Source organism: Thalassovita mediterranea, assembly GCF_001458435.1.
GTDB lineage: Bacteria > Pseudomonadota > Alphaproteobacteria > Rhodobacterales > Rhodobacteraceae > Thalassobius > Thalassobius mediterraneus.
On record NZ_CYSF01000002.1, the window covers coordinates 140120 to 157145 of the forward strand.

General features: G+C 59.1%; 17 protein-coding genes. 9 read left to right on the forward strand and 8 right to left on the reverse strand.

From position 1 onward, the window contains the following. Positions 1-111: 111 nt before the first annotated feature. Positions 112-669 (forward strand): lipid-binding SYLF domain-containing protein, encoded by a 558-nt coding sequence (locus TM5383_RS02030; protein WP_058317377.1) that lies wholly within the window; start codon positions 112-114, stop codon positions 667-669. Between the two features lie 74 nt (positions 670-743). Here TM5383_RS02030 and TM5383_RS02035 read toward each other — a convergent pair whose 3' ends face one another. Further along, positions 744-1211: a DNA polymerase III subunit chi gene (locus tag TM5383_RS02035; protein WP_058317378.1), complete on the reverse strand. Its 468-nt coding sequence runs from the start codon at positions 1209-1211 to the stop codon at positions 744-746. A 6-nt stretch (positions 1212-1217) separates the two neighbouring features. Beyond that, a complete protein-coding gene (locus tag TM5383_RS02040) occupies positions 1218-2687 on the reverse strand; it encodes a leucyl aminopeptidase (RefSeq protein WP_058317379.1) in 1470 nt (489 codons plus the stop codon). Between the two features lie 150 nt (positions 2688-2837). Here TM5383_RS02040 and lptF point away from each other — a divergent pair, with 150 nt between their 5' ends. The 6 genes from lptF to rsmA are packed head-to-tail and all read left to right on the forward strand — an operon-like array spanning position 2838 to position 10280. Beyond that, positions 2838-3965 carry an LPS export ABC transporter permease LptF gene (gene lptF / locus TM5383_RS02045; protein ID WP_058317380.1) on the forward strand — a complete coding sequence of 376 codons (1128 nt, stop codon included), beginning with the start codon at positions 2838-2840 and terminating at the stop codon, positions 3963-3965. Continuing rightward, positions 3962-5059 carry an LPS export ABC transporter permease LptG gene (lptG, locus tag TM5383_RS02050; RefSeq protein WP_058317381.1) on the forward strand — a complete coding sequence of 366 codons (1098 nt, stop codon included), beginning with the start codon at positions 3962-3964 and terminating at the stop codon, positions 5057-5059. Before lptF ends, lptG begins: the two co-directional genes overlap by 4 nt. Further along, complete coding sequence (locus tag TM5383_RS02055; RefSeq protein ID WP_058317382.1) at positions 5056-7218, forward strand: LPS-assembly protein LptD; 2163 nt, start codon at positions 5056-5058, stop codon at positions 7216-7218. The genes lptG and TM5383_RS02055 overlap by 4 nt, the downstream gene beginning before the upstream one ends. Then, a complete protein-coding gene (locus tag TM5383_RS02060) occupies positions 7219-8451 on the forward strand; it encodes a peptidylprolyl isomerase (protein WP_058317383.1) in 1233 nt (410 codons plus the stop codon). After that, on the forward strand, positions 8448-9428 hold the full coding sequence (gene pdxA / locus TM5383_RS02065; protein WP_058317384.1) for a 4-hydroxythreonine-4-phosphate dehydrogenase PdxA: 981 nt from the start codon (positions 8448-8450) through the stop codon (positions 9426-9428). The genes TM5383_RS02060 and pdxA overlap by 4 nt, the downstream gene beginning before the upstream one ends. Before the next feature lie 12 nt (positions 9429-9440). Continuing rightward, the gene (gene rsmA, locus TM5383_RS02070) at positions 9441-10280 is read left to right on the forward strand and encodes a 16S rRNA (adenine(1518)-N(6)/adenine(1519)-N(6))-dimethyltransferase RsmA (protein WP_058317385.1); all 840 of its coding nucleotides are present in this window, start codon (positions 9441-9443) and stop codon (positions 10278-10280) included. A gap of 20 nt (positions 10281-10300) precedes the next feature. On the opposite strand, the gene TM5383_RS02075 is transcribed toward rsmA, so the two are convergent. Next, entirely contained in the window at positions 10301-10897 is a 597-nt protein-coding gene (locus TM5383_RS02075; protein ID WP_058317386.1) for a TetR/AcrR family transcriptional regulator, read from the reverse strand. 122 nt (positions 10898-11019) lie between these two features. Between TM5383_RS02075 and speB the strand changes: the two genes are divergently transcribed. Next, complete coding sequence (gene speB / locus TM5383_RS02080) at positions 11020-11982, forward strand: agmatinase (protein ID WP_058317387.1); 963 nt, start codon at positions 11020-11022, stop codon at positions 11980-11982. 156 nt (positions 11983-12138) lie between these two features. Here the strand turns inward: speB and TM5383_RS02085 are convergent, their stop codons facing one another. The 3 genes from TM5383_RS02085 to prfA all read right to left on the reverse strand — a co-directional run bounded on the left by TM5383_RS02085 (position 12139) and on the right by prfA (position 14848). Then, positions 12139-12723: a DUF4167 domain-containing protein gene (locus TM5383_RS02085; protein WP_058317388.1), complete on the reverse strand. Its 585-nt coding sequence runs from the start codon at positions 12721-12723 to the stop codon at positions 12139-12141. 245 nt (positions 12724-12968) lie between these two features. After that, complete coding sequence (gene prmC, locus TM5383_RS02090) at positions 12969-13802, reverse strand: peptide chain release factor N(5)-glutamine methyltransferase (protein WP_058317389.1); 834 nt, start codon at positions 13800-13802, stop codon at positions 12969-12971. After that, positions 13799-14848, reverse strand: coding sequence for a peptide chain release factor 1 (gene prfA / locus TM5383_RS02095; protein ID WP_058317427.1), 1050 nt, complete (start codon positions 14846-14848; stop codon positions 13799-13801). The genes prmC and prfA overlap by 4 nt, the downstream gene beginning before the upstream one ends. 62 nt (positions 14849-14910) lie before the next feature. On the opposite strand from prfA, the gene TM5383_RS02100 reads away from it, so the two are divergent. Continuing rightward, entirely contained in the window at positions 14911-15201 is a 291-nt protein-coding gene (locus TM5383_RS02100) for a hypothetical protein (protein ID WP_231724991.1), read from the forward strand. Between the two features lie 7 nt (positions 15202-15208). On the opposite strand, the gene TM5383_RS02105 is transcribed toward TM5383_RS02100, so the two are convergent. Together TM5383_RS02105 and TM5383_RS02110 are read right to left on the reverse strand one after the other, a co-directional pair. Next, positions 15209-15598: a DUF1499 domain-containing protein gene (locus TM5383_RS02105; protein ID WP_058317390.1), complete on the reverse strand. Its 390-nt coding sequence runs from the start codon at positions 15596-15598 to the stop codon at positions 15209-15211. 93 nt (positions 15599-15691) lie between these two features. Further along, positions 15692-16876 carry a M20 aminoacylase family protein gene (locus tag TM5383_RS02110; RefSeq protein ID WP_058317391.1) on the reverse strand — a complete coding sequence of 395 codons (1185 nt, stop codon included), beginning with the start codon at positions 16874-16876 and terminating at the stop codon, positions 15692-15694. Positions 16877-17026 lie beyond the last annotated feature (150 nt).

Genomic DNA, 17026 nt, shown 5'->3' on the forward strand with positions numbered 1-17026 from the left:
ATATATAGTGGTGCATAGAATTCCGGGCGACAGACCCGAACTACGTGGGTGTTAACGTTAGGCGATAGCACCTTGGCAAGCAGGCAACGAAATACACAGACGGGCATTCTCATGACCAATTTCACACGACGTGGCTTCTCGCTGGCGCTGGCAGGTGCAGGCCTGACCGCAGCATGCAGCAATGGCGTAGGCGCCAATGGCGCACCGAAAATCGACGCGCGTGTCGATAAAACCCTGAACTACCTCTATTCGCGCTACCCCAACACCCGCGATCTGGCGGAAAAATCCAACGGTCAGCTGGTGATGCCGCTGATCACTGAGGCTGGATTTGGCATCGGTGGTGGTTACGGCCGCGGTGCGCTGCGTGTGGATGGTGTAACGGTTGATTACTACTCGGCCACCAAGGGCAGCTTTGGCCTGCAAATCGGCGCACAACAGTTTGCGCACGTTCTGTTCTTCATGACCGAACAGTCGCTGATGCGGTTCCGCCATTCGTCCGGCTGGGCCGCTGGTGCTGACGTGGAATACGCGCTGAACGATCAGGGCGGCAACCTGCGGGCAGACACCACCACCGCGACCTCGCCGGTTGTGGCGCTGATCTTCGGTCAGGCGGGCCTGATGGCAGGTGCGACGCTGGAAGGTGTGAAATACACCCGCATCATCCCCTGATGTTTTAGCAGTTTTGAAAATAAAAACGCGCCTCATTCGGGGCGCGTTTTTTGTTTATATATTAATTTTGGGATCTAACTGCCTGTTTCAGCTTTCTTTTCCCAGCGCCCGCTTTCTTCGGACCAATACTGCGCTGCGCAGCCTGCGCCGGTCAGGGCCTTCCATTGGCTGCGGGCATGATCGACGGCCATTTCATCAAGACCGTCAAACAGGATACAGACGCGATCCAGTGCCGCGACCTCTTCGGCCGTGACAGCCGCACCACCGACGGACATCAGACAGCTGGCGCCGTTTGCCTCAGCCATTACATCATGTCCCAGCAGAACAGGCTGCTGCGCATCATGCGCGCCACCGGCCAGCCCGTGTGGGAGGAAGCTGTCCTCAGCCCCTTTCCACAAGGCCAGATCAAGGGCCTGCATCATCCCCTCATCCTGACCACGCACCACAACGCGCCAGCCTGCCTGCAGGGACTTCCCTAGCAGCATAGGTAGCGTCTGCGCCAAAGGTGCGCGGGTCAGGTGATAGAAATATGCAGCGCCCATCGTGGCTTAGCCCTCGAACTTGTCAGCGACCAGACGGTTCAGTGCCAAAACACCCCAACCGGTCGATCCTTTGGGCGCATAGGCAGTTTCCGCCTTCACGCTGGCCACACCCGCGATGTCGAGGTGGATCCAGGGTGTGCCATCTTTGATGAAACGTTGCAGGAATTGCGCCGCGGTGATCGAGCCACCGGCGCGGGTGCCGACGTTTTTCATATCGGCAATCGCCGATTTCAGCTGGTCGTCATAGGCCTGCCCCATCGGCATGCGCCATGCGCCTTCGCCCTCGGCCTCTGCCGCTTTCAGGAAGCCTTTGCACAACTCATCATCGTTGGAGAAGACACCGGCGTTTTCATGGCCCAGACCGATGATAATCGCGCCAGTCAAAGTGGCCAGATCAATCACACCTGCGGGGTTGAAGCGATCCTGTGCGTACCACAGCACGTCGGCCAGAACCAAGCGGCCCTCGGCGTCGGTGTTGATCACTTCGATCGTGTCGCCCTTCATGGATTTGACCACATCACCCGGGCGGGTGGCGTTGCCGGACGGCATGTTTTCCACCAGACCAACCAGACCCACAACGTTTGCCTTGGCTTTGCGCAGGGCCAGCGATTTCATCGCGCCAGCCACAACGCCTGCGCCGCCCATGTCCATGGTCATGTCTTCCATGCCGCCTGCGGGTTTCAGGCTGATGCCGCCAGTATCAAACACCACACCTTTGCCGACCAGTGCCAGCGGCGCTGCGTCCGCGTCGCCGCCTTTCCACTGCATGACGACGACCTTGGATGGGCTGTCGCTGCCCTGACCAACGCACAAGAGGCTGCCCATGCCCAGCTCAGTCAGCTTGTCCTCTTCCAGCACTTCGACCTCTAGGCCCAGCGATTTCAGCTCGACCAAGCGGTTGGCGAACTCGGTGGTGGTCAGCACGTTTGCCGGTTCCGATGTCAGATCACGGGTGAAAAACACACCTTCGGCCATGGCAAACAGCGGCGCGGCGGCTTCGGTCGCTTCGTCCGGTTTGGAACAGGCGATGCGTGCAGCTGCGCCCGCTTCGGCGTCTGCGGTTTTGTGATCGCTGAAGCTATAGGCGCGCAGGGTCAGGCCCAGGGCGATCTGTTCAACATGGCGGGTATTGCCTGCGGCCAAGAGCAGCGCGTCGGTGCCTTTGGCGCGGGCCAGTGCAACGCCTGCCTCGCGCGCATCCTCCACGCTGGCACGGCGCGACAGTTTCACCACATCCAATGCCTCTGCCGCCAGACCGACGGGATAGGCCAGTGTGATCATCTGACCTTGTTTCGCTTTTGCAAAACGCTCTGCCTCTGCCAGTCGCGACAGCGCGCCACGGGTCAGTTTGTTCAACCGCCGACCGGCTGGGTCCAGTTTGCCCTCTTCGTCCACGATGACAGCTACGCGGCCCTCAACAGTGGCAAATACGTCAATATCTGTAGCCTCAAAAGTGACGGAAATCGGTGTGGTCATTGCAATGCTCCCTCAGGGTGTTTGAAACAGATTTAGCGTTCCTCCGCCGACAATGCCAGATAGCAGTTTTCCCCGCGTGCGACATGCAGTAGGGTCCGGCGCAAGTATTTGACGTCCTTGGGGGGACAGGTGTCGAGATTTGACAGATATATGCTGTCACAGCTGATGGTGCTGTTTGGCTTTTTTGCGCTGGTGTTGGTGTCGATCTATTGGATCAACTCCGCAGTTCGGCTGTTTGATCGACTGATTGGCGACGGCCAGTCTGCACTGGTGTTTCTGGAATTTACCGCCCTGACCCTGCCCAATGTCATCCGCTTGGTCTTGCCCATGTCGGTGTTTGCGGGCGCGGTTTACGTCACCAACCGGCTTAGCAATGAATCAGAACTGGTTGTCATGCAGGCCACCGGTTTCAGTCCGTGGCGGTTGGCGCGCCCTGTTGTCTATTATGGTTTGATCGTCGGTGTGCTGATGTCGTTGCTGACGCATATTCTGGTGCCGATCTCTTTGGGTCAAATGCGCGAGCGTGAGGATGAAATTTCCCGCAACGTCACCGCGCGTCTGTTGACCGAGGGCACTTTTTTGCATCCATCGAAGGGCATCACATTCTATATTCGTGAAATCGATCTGGATGGCACATTGAACGATGTTTATCTGTCCGATCGCCGTGATCCGACCCGCGCGCTAAGCTATACTGCCCGTCAGGCCTATCTGATTCAGGATCAAGGCGCGGTGAAGCTGGTTATGGTCGACGGTCTGGCCCAAAGTTTCACCCCCGAAGATACCCGTCTGTTCACCACGACATTTGATGATTTTGCCTATGACATCAGTTCCGTCCTGACCCCGCGCAGAACACGTCCTGCGGACGTGCGCCACCGTCCGACCTGGGATCTGCTGCCCGGCACCGGCGGTATTGATCGTGCGGTGGCGGAAACCGGGGTCAGCCGCGCCTACGTGATTGAACAGCTGCATTTCCGCGTCAATCAGGCGTTTCTATGTCTGGCGGCGGCTATGATCGGGTTTTCGACCCTGCTGTTGGGGCAGTTTTCGCGATTTGGCGTGTGGCGCCAGATCGTAGGCGCATTGGTTTTGCTGGTCATCGTAAAGCTGGTCGAAGGTGTCGCAACCGACGCAGTGCGCGCCAACGCGGGACTGTGGCCACTGGTTTATGCGCCCTCCATTGCCGGATTGGGGATGGCTGCGGTCATTTTGCACATCGCGGCCCGTCCCCGTGGTCGCCGCCGTGCCTCCGCGCCTGCCGCAGAAGGAGCAGGGGCATGAGGCTAGATCTGTATTTTGCACGCAAGTTCCTGACGCTATTTGCGGGTATCCTCGGGGTGTTTTTCCTGTTGATGACCCTGATTGATCTGGTCGAACAGATCAGCCGATTTTCCGCACGTGGCGTGGCCTTCGGGGATATCGTTGAGCTGACACTGCTCAATGCCCCCAAGGGCCTGTATGACATCCTGCCGTTGGTGATGATCCTGACCACGATCAGCCTGTTTCTGGGCCTGGCACGGTCATCAGAACTGGTGGTGGTGCGCGCCAGTGGTCGTTCGGCGTTGCGCAGTCTGGTGTCGCCGTTGATCGTGGCGGCGTTGATTGGCGTGATGGCAGTGGCAGTGTTCAACCCAATCGTTGCCGCGACCTCCAAGCGATATGAAACGCTGTTTGAAAACTACATCAGCGGCAGCGCACAGGCGTTTTCCATTAGTAGCGAAGGCCTGTGGCTACGCCAGGGGGATCAGAACGGCCAATCTGTGATCCGCGCGTCGCGGGTGGATTCCGGTGGCACGGTGTTTTTTAATGTCACCTTCCTGAATTATCACAGCAGCGGCGGCCCCAGCAGCCGGATCGAAGCGCGCGCTGCGCGTCTGACCGATGGCGCGTGGGAGCTTACGGACGTAAAGCGCTGGCAGTTTGTGTCTGGTGCCAATCCCGAAGCCGATGCAAAGGTTTTGGCAGAGCTTCGCATTCCCTCAACCCTGACCCGAGAACGTATCCGTGACAGTTTCGGTATGCCCAGTACGATTTCGATTTGGGATTTGCCGGCTTATATTGACCAGCTGGAGCGCGCTGGATTTTCCGCACGCCGCCACACGGTTTGGATGCAGCGTGAATTGGCGCGGCCGCTGTTTTTGGTGGCGATGGTGATGATTGCTTCTGCCTTTACCATGCGCCACAGCAGGTTCGGCCGTACAGGTTTGGCTGTTCTGACCTCGATCATGATGGGGTTTGGTCTGTATTACATCCGTAACTTTGCGCAAATTCTTGGTGAAAATGGACAAATTGCCATTTCGCTGGCTGCGTGGACGCCACCTGTGGCATCGGTGATGCTTGCACTTGGGCTGCTTTTGCATATGGAGGACGGATGAAACTGCGTCTGCTCAAATCCGCCTGCGCCGCTGTTGCGCTGTCCATGCCCCTGACCCTTGCGGCGCAATCTGTTGCGGGGCAATCTGCGGCCAGTCAACAGGCCGTGCCGGCCACTCAAAACGCGGTTTTGGTCGCTGATAGTCTCAAGGTCGAAGGCCGCAATGTCCTGATTGCGCGCGGCAATGTGGAGGTGTTCCATCAGGGGCGCCGTCTACGGGCCAGCGAAATTACCTATAACCGCAAAGAAGATCGACTGAACATAACCGGCCCGATCACGCTGGAAGATGAGGATGGTGTTGTGATCCTCGCCGGGTCGGCTGAACTGGACTCGCGGTTTGAAAACGGGTTGATGCTGGGCGCTAGGATGGTTCTGGATCAGCGCGTGCAGCTGGCGGCAAACGAACTGAACCGGATCGGCGGGCGGTATACGCAGCTCTATAAGGTGGCAGCCACCTCTTGCCGTGTCTGCGAAACGGGGCGCCCGCCCCTGTGGCAGATCCGTGCCAAACGCACGACCCACGACAACGAGGCCAAACAGCTGTATTTCGATCAGGCTCAGGTGCGCATTCTAGATGTGCCCGTTTTGTGGTTGCCCCGTCTCCGCCTGCCCGATCCGACGTTAAAACGTGCGACTGGTTTTTTGATGCCCTCGCTGCGCCAAAACAGCCAGTTGGGCCTTGGGGTACGGGTGCCGTATTTCATTCGCATGGGCGATCACCGCGACTTGACGTTGACGCCGTTTGTGTCCGCCAACACCCGCACGCTGGAATGGCGGTATCGGCAGGCGTTCCATAATGGCGGCCTAACCTTTGAGGGCGCAGTGTCGGATGATGACATCAAGGCCGGAACACGCGGGTATGTGTTCGGCAATGGTCGCTTTGATCTGGCACGTGGGTTCAAATTGGATCTGCAGATCGAGGCCGTGACTGACGACGCCTATCTTCTGGATTATGGTTTTTCCTCAAAGGACCGCTTGCGGTCTGAGGTGGCCGTTTCGCGTGTGACACAGGATGAGTTTATCGCGACCCGTCTGACGGCGCACCAATCGCTGCGCGAAGGGGACATCAATTCCCAATTGCCGACGACGGTTGCCAACGGACTTTATGAACGGCGTTTCCGTCCTGCGGGGATTGGTGGTGTCGTTACGCTGAGCGCTGCCGCTGCCGCCTATCATCGTTATTCCAGCGATGACATCGTGGGACGTGATGTGGCGCGCACGAATGTCTCTGCACATTGGCAGCGCGACTGGACATTGCCGTTGGGGCTGCGCGCAACACATGTGTTTGGCGTGCGTGGGGACGCTTTCCATCTGGCACAGGATAGCACCAGCCCCAGGCAGCAAGGTCAACTGACACCCGAAGCTCAGCTGGTATTGCGCTGGCCGTTTCAAAAAACCACAGCCAACGGTGTCACGCATCTTCTGGAACCTGTTGCGATGCTGGGTTGGGCTGGCGGTAGCAACGACAATATCCCGAACGAAGACAGCACCCGCAGCGAATTTGACGAAGGCAACCTGCTAAGTCTGTCGCGGTTCACTGGCGAAAGTCGGCGTGAGCGTGGTGGTCAAAGCGCGATTGGTTTGCGCTGGGTCCGTCAGGGGGCGCAATGGGGCAGCGACCTCACCCTTGGTCGCGTGTACCGTGATGCCGCAGAGGCAGATTTTTCCGCCACCTCCGGTCTGTCGGGGAAAGTGTCAGATGTTCTGATCGCAGGTCAACTACGCAACGCACAAGGCTTCACTTTGGGCGCCCGGACATTGTTGGATGCAGGGCTGAGCGCAAACAAAGCCGAAGCGCGCGTCGCTTGGCAACGCAAGGACTTTGGCCTGATGGCCTCTTACGTCTGGCTGGGTCGTGATCCGGGCGAAGACCGTGCCGATGTCATTTCGGAATGGGTGCTGGACGGCAGCTATCGGTTTGCCCGCCATTGGACTGGTGCGACCCGTTGGCGTTATGACGTGGCTGGTGACAAACTGGCCGAGGCACGGCTGGGGGTGAATTATCGCAATGAATGCGTTGATCTTAATCTTTCCCTCTCGCGCCGCTTTACCTCTTCGACTAACGTGGACGCATCCACATCGGTCGATTTCACTGTGAACCTCACCGGGTTCTCAACGGGCAAAACAGACAGCAGTTACACGCGCAGTTGCAGGAACTAAATGATGATGAAGAAAAACAGTTTGCGCCAACTTATCCTTGCCACCGCCGCGGCTGGTGCCCTCTTGTCGGCCCCCGGTGTATCGCAGGCGCAGGGGCTTTTTGCACCTGTGGTCAAGGTTGATGATCAGGTGGTGACCAATTTCGAACTGACGCAGCGCATCGCGTTTCTGGAACTGCTGAACACCCCCGGTGATCTGGAAGAACTGGCGCTGGAACAGTTGATTGATGACCGCCTGCGGGAACAGGCGGCGCGCAGTGTTAATCTGCAACTATTGGACGGCGCACTGGAAAATGCCGTTGAAGAGTTTGCCGCCCGTGGCAACCTGAAAACTGAACAATTCCTTGAGCTTACTGCTGCAGAAGGAATTGAGAAAGAAACTGTATTCGCCTTTGTCCGCTCAAACCTGATCTGGCGCGAATTGGTACGCGCGCGCTTTGGTCGCCGGGTGTCTGTAACCGAAACCGACATCGATCGCGCGATGGAGGCATTGGGCTCTCGTGCATCTGTTCGTGTTTTGCTGTCCGAAGTGATCATCCCGCTGCAACCGGGCTATGAGGCGCAGATCACCGAAATTGCGGAACAGGTGGCAACGATCGACAGCTTTGGTGATTTCACCGAAGCGGCGAAGCGTTTTTCTGCCGCACCGACCAAGGAAACCGGCGGCAAATTGGGCTGGTTGCCCATTTCGCAACTGCCACCGGCGTTGCGCCCCGTTCTGCTAGGCCTTGAGCCGGGGGAAACTACCTCGGTGATCCCGATGCAAGGGGCGCTGGCCGTGTTCCAGATGCGTTCTATTGCAGAAAGTGCCTACCGCGCACCGGATATTGCGGCGGTGGAATATGCGTCGCTCACCATTCCTGGTGGCCGGACACCTGAAACACTGGCAACGGCGGCGGGTGTTGCGGCTGCGGTGGACACCTGTGACGATCTTTATGGCGAAAACTTCGGCAAATCTGCTGATCTGTTGACCGTGACCAGCGCCGCCCCCAAAGATCTGCCGCGCGGCATTGCGGTAGAGCTGGCGAAACTGGACTCCGGTGAGGTGTCTTATAACCTTTCGACCGCGTCAGGCGATATTCAACTGCTGATGCTGTGCGGTCGCTCTCCGGTATTGGCGCAGGATGCCAGCCGCGAAGATGTGACACGCCAGCTGCGCAATGAGCAGCTGGAAGGGTTTGCCAACGGCTATCTGGAAGAATTGCGCGCAAACGCCCGGATTATCAAACGATGACCCAACCCATTGCCCTGACCTGCGGTGAACCCGCAGGGATCGGGCCAGAGCTGGCCGTTGCAGCATGGGATGAACTGCGTGATGAGCTGCCGTTTTTCCTGATCGGCGATCCCGCGCACCTGCCTGATGGGGCTGCGGTCGTGGAAATCGCGACACCGGCTTATGCGGTGGCTGCTATGCCCCAAGGTTTGCCGGTGCTGCGCCATGATTTCGCGGCACCTGCAGTCGCCGGACGGCCTGATCCTGCAAATGCCCAAGGGGTGATTGACGTGATCGCGCGTGGTGTTGATCTTGTCCAATCTGATGCGGCTTCGGCCCTTTGTACGCTGCCGATCCATAAAAAGGCGCTGCAGGACGGCGCGGGTTTTGCCTATCCCGGTCACACTGAATACCTCGCCGCGCTGGCGGATGTGGATCAGGTGGTGATGATGCTGGCCTGTGACGCGCTGCGCGTGGTGCCGGCGACCATTCACATCGCCCTGTCAGAGGTGCCGACGGCGCTGACCGCCGACGGCCTACGCCGCACGATTGAGATCACGTATAAGGGTCTGCAACGCGATTACGGGATTGCTAAGCCCCGGATCACGGTGGCGGGTCTGAACCCCCACGCGGGCGAAGGCGGCGCTATGGGCGATGAGGAGCTGCGCTGGATCACCCCGCTGATCGACCAGATGCGCACGGAAGGCTACGATCTGCGCGGCCCTGCCTCTGCCGACACGATGTTTCATGCCCGCACGCGCGAAGGCTATGACGCGGCGGTTTGCATGTACCACGACCAGGCGCTGATCCCGATCAAGACCATCGGTTTTGACGAAGGCGTCAACGTCACCCTCGGCCTGCCTTTTATCCGCACATCGCCGGATCACGGCACCGCATTTGATATTGCAGGTCAAGGGCTTGCCAATCCATCCTCAACCATTCACGCCCTGCGTCAGGCCGCCCGTATGGCCGCGGCCCGCAGCGGTCAACCGTCATAAGGACGCTATCATATGAGCGGCATCGACTCCCTGCCTCCGCTGAAACAGGTGATTGACACCCACGGCATCGCCGCGAAGAAATCGCTGGGGCAGAACTTCCTCCTCGATCTGAACCTGACCTCCAAAATCGCCCGCCTCGCAGGTGATTTGCAGGAATGTGACGTGCTAGAGGTTGGCCCCGGTCCCGGCGGCCTGACCCGTGGCCTACTGGCTGAAGGCGCGCGCAAGGTGCTGGCGATCGAAAAGGACAGCCGCTGCATGGCCGCGCTGGCAGAGATTGGCGATGCCTATCCGGGCAAGCTGCAGGTGATCAACGGTGACGCGCTGGAGGTCAATCCGCTGGAACACCTCACCCCACCGATCCGCATCGCCGCCAACCTGCCCTACAACGTAGGCACCGAACTGCTGGTGCGCTGGCTAACGCCAAAGGAGTGGCCACCGTTTTGGACATCCCTCACCCTTATGTTCCAGCGCGAAGTGGCCGAACGCATCGTGGCGCAACCCGGATCCAAGGCCTATGGCCGTCTTGCTATCCTAGCCCAATGGCGCACAGACGCGCGCATTGTGCTGGGCCTGCCACCAGAGGCGTTTAATCCCCCGCCCAAGGTGCATTCTGCAGTGGTGAACCTCACCGCCCTGCCCGCGCCACGCTTTGAGGCGGATGCAAAAACGCTGGAAATGGTGGTCGCCAAGGCGTTCAACCAACGCCGCAAAATGCTGCGCGCCGCACTGAAAGGTCTGGCACCAGATCTGGAGGATCGCTTGATCGCATCTGGCATCAAGCCCACCGACCGCGCCGAAACCGTGGGACTGGAACAGTTCTGCGCCCTGGCCCGCAACATCCGCGCCTGAGTGGCGAAGCGCCTTAATCGTTAGCTATAAAATCCGCGCACTGTCTGTTCCAGTGTGGCAATCGCCATGTCTGACAGGCCTGCGCGATCTTCTGGCGTGGCGGTGTTGATCATCACCAAGAGCGATAGCGCCAAGCGGAATACATAGGTCACCTGTTCTGCGCTGAAGCGGTGGGACGTCATCTGCGGCAGGTGCGACAGCACTGCCTCAACCACGTTTCCTTCGTGCAAGCCTTCGATATCGCGGATTTCTTTGCTGAGGAAATGCGCTTTGGTCAGTTCAACCGCCAATGCGTGCGCTTCTTCGTCATGGGTTTCCAGATGGCGGCGAAACAGCTCTGCAACAAATGCGGCGGGATCAATCGGGTGTTGTGCCTCTGCCACTGCTTGCAGATTCACGGCCACCTCTTCCGCCAGCCACATGCGGTAAAGCTGGTGCAAAATCTCATGCTTTTCAGGGAAATAGCGGTAAAGCGTGCTGATATTACACCCTGCTTCGGACGCCACATGGTTGGTGGTAAAATTCTCCACCCCACGCGCGATCAACACACGCTGCGCAGCGGCGAGGATTTCGGCGACCTTGGCTTGTGAACGGGTTTGTTTGGGGTCTCGACGCATGTCTCTTCTATGACCGATCCTTGGGCGCGGGTCCAGAAAATCGCGAATTTTTTAAAAGTAAGTATTTACTTGCATATTGGGATGGCGCAGGTTGGCCGTACGAGATTTACAAAGGACATCCCATGTCACAGTTCCCCGTTAAACCCGTCGATCAGGCGTTCCTGCGTCAGGATCTGATGGGCACCGAGGTTGAAAACAGCTACTCCGGTGCGCGCAGTTTTATGCGTCGCAAGTTCAGCCGTGATCTGGCTGGCGTGGATGCAGTGGTGACGGGTATTCCGTTTGATTGCGCGGTCTCCAACCGCCCCGGAACACGCTTTGGGCCAGAGGCGATCCGCCGCGCGTCGTCGCAACTGGCGTGGGGGCCGATCTGGCCTTGGGGCTTTGATCCGTTTGAGACATTGGCGGCCATCGACTACGGCGACTGCGCGATTGATTTTGCCCGTCCAGCGCTGTTCGAGGAAACCGTGCGTGCCCATATGGCGCCGATTGTCGACAGCGGCGCCTTTGCCCTAGCGCTTGGTGGCGATCACTATGTCACCTATCCGCTGCTACAGGCGCAGGCCGCCAAACACGGGCCGCTGGCGCTGGTGCATTTTGATGCCCACCGTGATGTGGAGCAGTCAGAAGAGCGCCGTCAGGATCATGGCGAGATGTTCCGTTATGCCATCGAAGACGGGCTGATTGATCCCGCCCGTTCGGTGCAGATCGGCATTCGCAGCTGCTATGAGGGTGAGGAAAGCTATGGCATGACCATTCTGCAGGCCGATCAGGTGCATGAAATGACAGCGGCTGAGGTCGCGGGAGCGGTGAAGAACGCCGTAGGCGATGCCAAGGCTTACCTGAGTTTTGATATCGACTGTCTGGACCCCGCGTTTGCGCCCGGCACGGGGACGCCGGTTCCCGGTGGCCTCAGCAGCCATCAGGGCCTGTCGATCCTGCGCAAGCTGGGCGGTGTTGATCTGGTGGCAGCAGATATTGTCGAGGTGTCGCCGCCCTATGATCACGCAGAAATCACTGCATTGGTTGCGGCAACCATCGGCACCGACATCCTGTGCCTGAAGGCCGCAGCCAAGCGGGCGTGATCGTTGGATAGGAGGCCCCAGCTCAAGGCCGGGGCCTCTCCGCCACAATGCCCAGTGCAGTATGGAGGCCCAGTGCAGTATGGAGGCCCAGTGCTGTATAGAAAAAAGCCTCCCGATTTGGGAGGCTTTGTTTATTTATTCAGGGTTACCCTGCGATCACTCTGCCGCTTCGGGGGCGTCGGGGCTGGGCTTGGGCGCTTCCGGTGCTTCGCCGCCTTCAGCCGGGGCAGCCTCGGCCTTGGGCTTGCGCGGACGGCGGGGTTTGCTGGCGCGCTTGGGCTTTTCGGTCTTGTTTTCAGGTGTTTCCACCAGACCGGTTTCACCTTCGCCTTCAACGACCGCAGCGGCTTCGTCGTTATTCAGCAAATCGGGCTGATCGCCAGTACCAGCGGCCGCGGATTCACGTTCCTGACGGGCGGCGCGTTCACGGTCGCGCTCGGCCTGACGTTCACGGTTTTGCTGTTCTTGCTGTTCGCGGCGGGCTTCCTGTTCTTTCTGGGCTTGGCTCAGAAGGCGCAGGTAATGCTCTGCGTGCTGTTGGAAGTTTTCGGTCGCCACGCGATCGTTTGCCAGCTGCGCATCTCGGGCCAACTGGTTGTATTTGTCGATAATCTGTTGCGGCGTCCCGCGCACCTTGCCCTCTGGGCCGGAGCTGTCAAAGACCCGGTTTACAATATTTCCAACCGACCGATTGTTATTGCGGTTCGATTTGGACCGAGAACGGGATTTCGAAGATCTCATGTTACTGCTGTCCAGCCTTAAAATCTCAACATGTCGGGTCCGCTTCACGCCTCTTGCGCTCTTGTACCTACCGGGGTCCGACATTTGTGGCTTGGCGTCGAGGGGGAGCGTTTGGTGCATCCAGCGTCTCGACACCCCCTGCGTAGCCGTGAAGATCGCGCGTGACAAGACCCAAGCGCGAAAAATCACCAAAAGAGATGCTTTTTTGCCGAAGGTCGGGCCATAACGGCCCGAAATGTCACAATTTAGCTGGGATTGCGTCCCGTTACCACGCGGTCACGCCCGTCCATATCCGGTAGGATTGCAACATCAATCAATCCCGCATCGCGGAATATGCGCGCCACATCGGCGCCTTGCCGCCAGCCGATCTCAACTAAAATATGTCCGCCTGGCGTTAAATGATCGCGCGCACCTGCGGCCAGAACCACATAGGGCGACAGGCCATCACCACCGGGCGTCAGCGCTAAATGCGGGTCGTGGTGAAACACCTCAGGGCTGAGGTCGCGCATTTCCGCATCCGAAATGTAGGGCGGGTTCGATGTGATCAAGTCAAACTGACCTGTCACTTCGGCGAACCAATCTGATTGCAGGAACTGAATGCGCGTAGCTAGACCCAGCGCTGCGGCATTTTGGGCGGCTACTGACAGGGCTGCATCGCTGATATCACAGGCCACGCCCGTCGCGTCAGGCAGTTCCGCTAGCAGGGTTAGCGGGATACAGCCAGTGCCGGTGCCTAGGTCGATGATACGCTGTGGCGCCGACAGATTCAGCGCGGCGGCGATCAGGCTCTCGGTCTCTGGGCGTGGGTCCAGAACGTCATCGGTGACGGCGAAGGATCGGCCCCAGAACAGGCGTTCGCCTATGATCTTGGACACAGGCCGATGGCCAAGGCGCTGGGTTACATACCCCTCAAACCGCGCAGCCTGATCATCACTGACCTCATCCGGTCCCATCAACACCAGCCGGTCGCGCGCCACCCCCAACACATGCGCCAACAACGGGCGCGCATCGCCCGCGTCAATCCCCGCATCCCGCAGGCGGCGGCCAGCGGCGACCAGCAGCGCCTGAACCGTGCTCATGCGTCCATCTCTGCCAGCAGCGCTGCCTGGTGGTCGGCGGTCAGCGCATCAATCACCTCGTCCAGATCGCCCTGCATCACCTGTTCCAGCTTATAAAGCGTCAGGTTGATGCGGTGATCGGTCATCCGCCCCTGAGGGAAGTTATAAGTCCGGATCCGTTCGGAGCGATCCCCCGATCCCACCTGCGATTTCCGATCCGCAGAGCGTTCGCTGTCAATGCGCTGTCGCTCCATATCATAAAGGCGGGTTTTCAGCACCTGCATCGCGATCTCTCGGTTTCGGTGCTGGGATTTTTCCGAACTGGTCACCACGATACCACTGGGCAGGTGGGTGATCCGCACGGCGGAGTCTGTGGTGTTCACGTGCTGCCCCCCCGCGCCAGAGGATCGCATGGTGTCGATGCGAATATCATTGGCGTCGATTTGGATATCCACATCCTCTGCCTCTGGCAGAACGGCGACCGTCGCGGCGGATGTGTGAATGCGCCCGCCGCTTTCGGTTTCGGGCACACGCTGCACCCGGTGTACACCGCTTTCGTATTTCAGACGGGCAAAGACCCCCTCGCCCTTTACATGGGCGGTCACTTCTTTGATGCCGCCCAGCTCTGTCTCGGACAGTTCAATCACCTTGAACGACCAACCGCGCGCCTCTGAATAGCGTTGATACATCCGCAACAGATCGCCCGCGAACAGTGCCGCCTCATCCCCGCCGGTGCCGGGGCGGATTTCGATCATCGCGGGGCGGGCATCCGCCGCATCCTTGGGCAAGAGCGCCAGTTGCAGTGCCTCTTCGGCGGCAGGCAGCGCGGCTTTCAGCGCGGGCAGCTCTTCCTCTGCCAGCTCTTTCATGTCTGGATCGTCCAGCATCAGCTCTGCCTCCTCAACGTCGGCAAGCAGCTGTTTATAGGCGGTGATTTGTTCCACCACAGGGCGCAGTTCGGCGTATTCACGCCCCAGCGCGGCGATGTCGCCGCCGCCTTCGGCCATCTGTGCTTCGATATAGCCGAAACGGCCGGTGATCTGTTCTAGTCGGTCCAGTGAAATCATGGTGCTGGTGTTTCGCATTCTGCCAATTTGGTCAAGGGTGCCGAATGTGATACCCTGCCCTTATGCGACGTTTTCTGATCCCTGTATTGATCCCTGTGCTATCGCTGGCGACGCTGGCAGGTGCCGCGAACCAAGTGTGGGCGCAGTCGAACACGCAAAAAACGGTGGAGTGTTATTGCACCAACCGCGAAGGCGCGCGCGTTGAGCTGGGGCAGCGCATCTGTCTGGTGGTGGATGGGCGCATGTTCATGGCCGAATGCCAGATGTCACTGAATGTGCCCATGTGGCGTGAGCTGGGCGAAGGATGCCTGACCTCCGCCCTGCCCCAAATGTCATTTATGGATCAGGGGTAGGCGCGGGTTATTGCGCCGCCGCCAGCCACGCTGCCACGCGTTTGCCGTTCACGCCCAAATCCGATTTGCCAAAACGCAGACGGGCATGGATCGCCACGCCATTTTCGCGCGCCTCAACTGTGGTCAGATCGGGGAAACCCCACAGCAGGCTGCGGGTCACATAGGTGATGCGGCCCTCATCCACGGATCCTGCCAGAACGGATGTGCGGTCCCAGCCCCGCGCCACCTGATCAAGCGCAGCCAGAGAGACTTCCGCCACGCGGATCACGCCGCCGTCGAAATCTTGATCCGTGTCGCCCTCAACCGCGGTGTGCCAGACACTGGCCTGAACCGGCGCGAGACGCACGTAGACCATCAGGCCCGCGATCACTGCCAACAGAAAAATCAACCATTTCATTGCATTCCCTTTCTCATCGGATTGCTTTGGTTATCTATAAGGGCGCGCAGACACGGCAGGACAAGCTTTCCGTAACGTCCCGCCGCCACCTCATTAGGCAGACTGCGCGGTTTCCACCAGACGGGCAAAGAACGACGCGCCAATCGGGCTAATCTCGTCGTTGAAATCGTATTTGGTGTTGTGCACCGCCGCGCCCTCACCGGCGCCAAGGAACAGATAGGCGCCCGGTCGCGCCTCTAGCATGTAAGAGAAATCTTCGGCCCCCATGCCACGGCTGATATCATCCACCACATTGTTCGCACCCACCACTTCGCGGGCCACATCAGCGGCAAAGGCAGTGTTGTCGGCGGTGTTCACTGTGGCGGGATACCAGATTTCATAATCCAGCTTCGCCTCAACGCCGTAAGCGGGGCCCATGCCATCACAGATCTCTTGCATGCGCTGCATCACCATTGCCTGCACACGTTTGTCGAATGTGCGCACCGTGCCATTGATATAGGCCGTTTCAGGGATGATGTTTTCCGCCGATCCGGTGTGAATCTGCGTGACCGAGATGACCAGATCGTTCAGCGCATAATGGTTGCGGCTGCTGATGGTCTGGATCGCCTGCACGATGCCCACGGCGGCAACGACCGGATCCTTGGTTTCATCCGGATGCGCACCGTGCCCGCCAACACCGGTGATGTTGATGTGGAACGTGTCAACGGCGGCCATGATTGGGCCCGGCGTAGTCTGAAACTCCCCCAGGGGTTCGCCGGGGGCGTTGTGGATGCCGTAAACCTGCTGGATGCCGAAGCGATCCATCGCGCCCTCATCCACCATGACGCCACCGCCGCCACCGTCCTCTTCTGCGGGTTGGAAAATCAACGCAACTGTGCCGGTGAAGTTTTTGGTTTCATTCAAATATTTTGCAGCGCCCAGTAGCATGGTGGTGTGACCATCATGGCCACATGCGTGCATTTTTCCCGCCACTTTCGACGCGTACGGCAGGCCGGTTTCCTCGTCCATCGGTAGGGCGTCCATATCGGCGCGCAATCCAATGACGGGGCCGTTATCCACATGCACACCCTCGGCTGCACCCTTGCCACGGATCAGCGCAACGATGCCAGTTTTGGCGATACCGGTGTGAATCTCGGTAATCCCAAATTCGCGCAGCTTCCCCTCAACAAAGGCGGCGGTTTCAAAGCAATCGAACCCCAGTTCTGGGTTTTCGTGCAGATGACGGCGCCATGCTGTCATTTCTTCGGCGTAGGCGGCGATACGGTTAATCACGGGCATTTGGGTGCGTCCTTTGGCGACTGTTGCTGTTGGTCTAGCGCGGATCGAACCGAATGCAAATGCCGGAGGATGACGGGGTTTCTTACGCGGGGTTTTCAGTCGCCAGCCCGCGGCCTAAAGTGCGCCCAACCCGTCAGCCAAGAGAGTACC

Coding starts and splice junctions, on each gene's coding strand:
- TM5383_RS02030 (WP_058317377.1), top strand. CDS start 112: ATGACCAATTTCACACGACGTGGCTTCTCGCTGGCGCTGGCAGGTGCA.
- TM5383_RS02035 (WP_058317378.1), bottom strand. CDS start 1,211: ATGGGCGCTGCATATTTCTATCACCTGACCCGCGCACCTTTGGCGCAG.
- TM5383_RS02040 (WP_058317379.1), bottom strand. CDS start 2,687: ATGACCACACCGATTTCCGTCACTTTTGAGGCTACAGATATTGACGTA.
- lptF (WP_058317380.1), top strand. CDS start 2,838: ATGCTGTCACAGCTGATGGTGCTGTTTGGCTTTTTTGCGCTGGTGTTG.
- lptG (WP_058317381.1), top strand. CDS start 3,962: ATGAGGCTAGATCTGTATTTTGCACGCAAGTTCCTGACGCTATTTGCG.
- TM5383_RS02055 (WP_058317382.1), top strand. CDS start 5,056: ATGAAACTGCGTCTGCTCAAATCCGCCTGCGCCGCTGTTGCGCTGTCC.
- TM5383_RS02060 (WP_058317383.1), top strand. CDS start 7,219: ATGATGATGAAGAAAAACAGTTTGCGCCAACTTATCCTTGCCACCGCC.
- pdxA (WP_058317384.1), top strand. CDS start 8,448: ATGACCCAACCCATTGCCCTGACCTGCGGTGAACCCGCAGGGATCGGG.
- rsmA (WP_058317385.1), top strand. CDS start 9,441: ATGAGCGGCATCGACTCCCTGCCTCCGCTGAAACAGGTGATTGACACC.
- TM5383_RS02075 (WP_058317386.1), bottom strand. CDS start 10,897: ATGCGTCGAGACCCCAAACAAACCCGTTCACAAGCCAAGGTCGCCGAA.
- speB (WP_058317387.1), top strand. CDS start 11,020: ATGTCACAGTTCCCCGTTAAACCCGTCGATCAGGCGTTCCTGCGTCAG.
- TM5383_RS02085 (WP_058317388.1), bottom strand. CDS start 12,723: ATGAGATCTTCGAAATCCCGTTCTCGGTCCAAATCGAACCGCAATAAC.
- prmC (WP_058317389.1), bottom strand. CDS start 13,802: ATGAGCACGGTTCAGGCGCTGCTGGTCGCCGCTGGCCGCCGCCTGCGG.
- prfA (WP_058317427.1), bottom strand. CDS start 14,848: ATGATTTCACTGGACCGACTAGAACAGATCACCGGCCGTTTCGGCTAT.
- TM5383_RS02100 (WP_231724991.1), top strand. CDS start 14,911: ATGCGACGTTTTCTGATCCCTGTATTGATCCCTGTGCTATCGCTGGCG.
- TM5383_RS02105 (WP_058317390.1), bottom strand. CDS start 15,598: ATGAAATGGTTGATTTTTCTGTTGGCAGTGATCGCGGGCCTGATGGTC.
- TM5383_RS02110 (WP_058317391.1), bottom strand. CDS start 16,876: ATGCCCGTGATTAACCGTATCGCCGCCTACGCCGAAGAAATGACAGCA.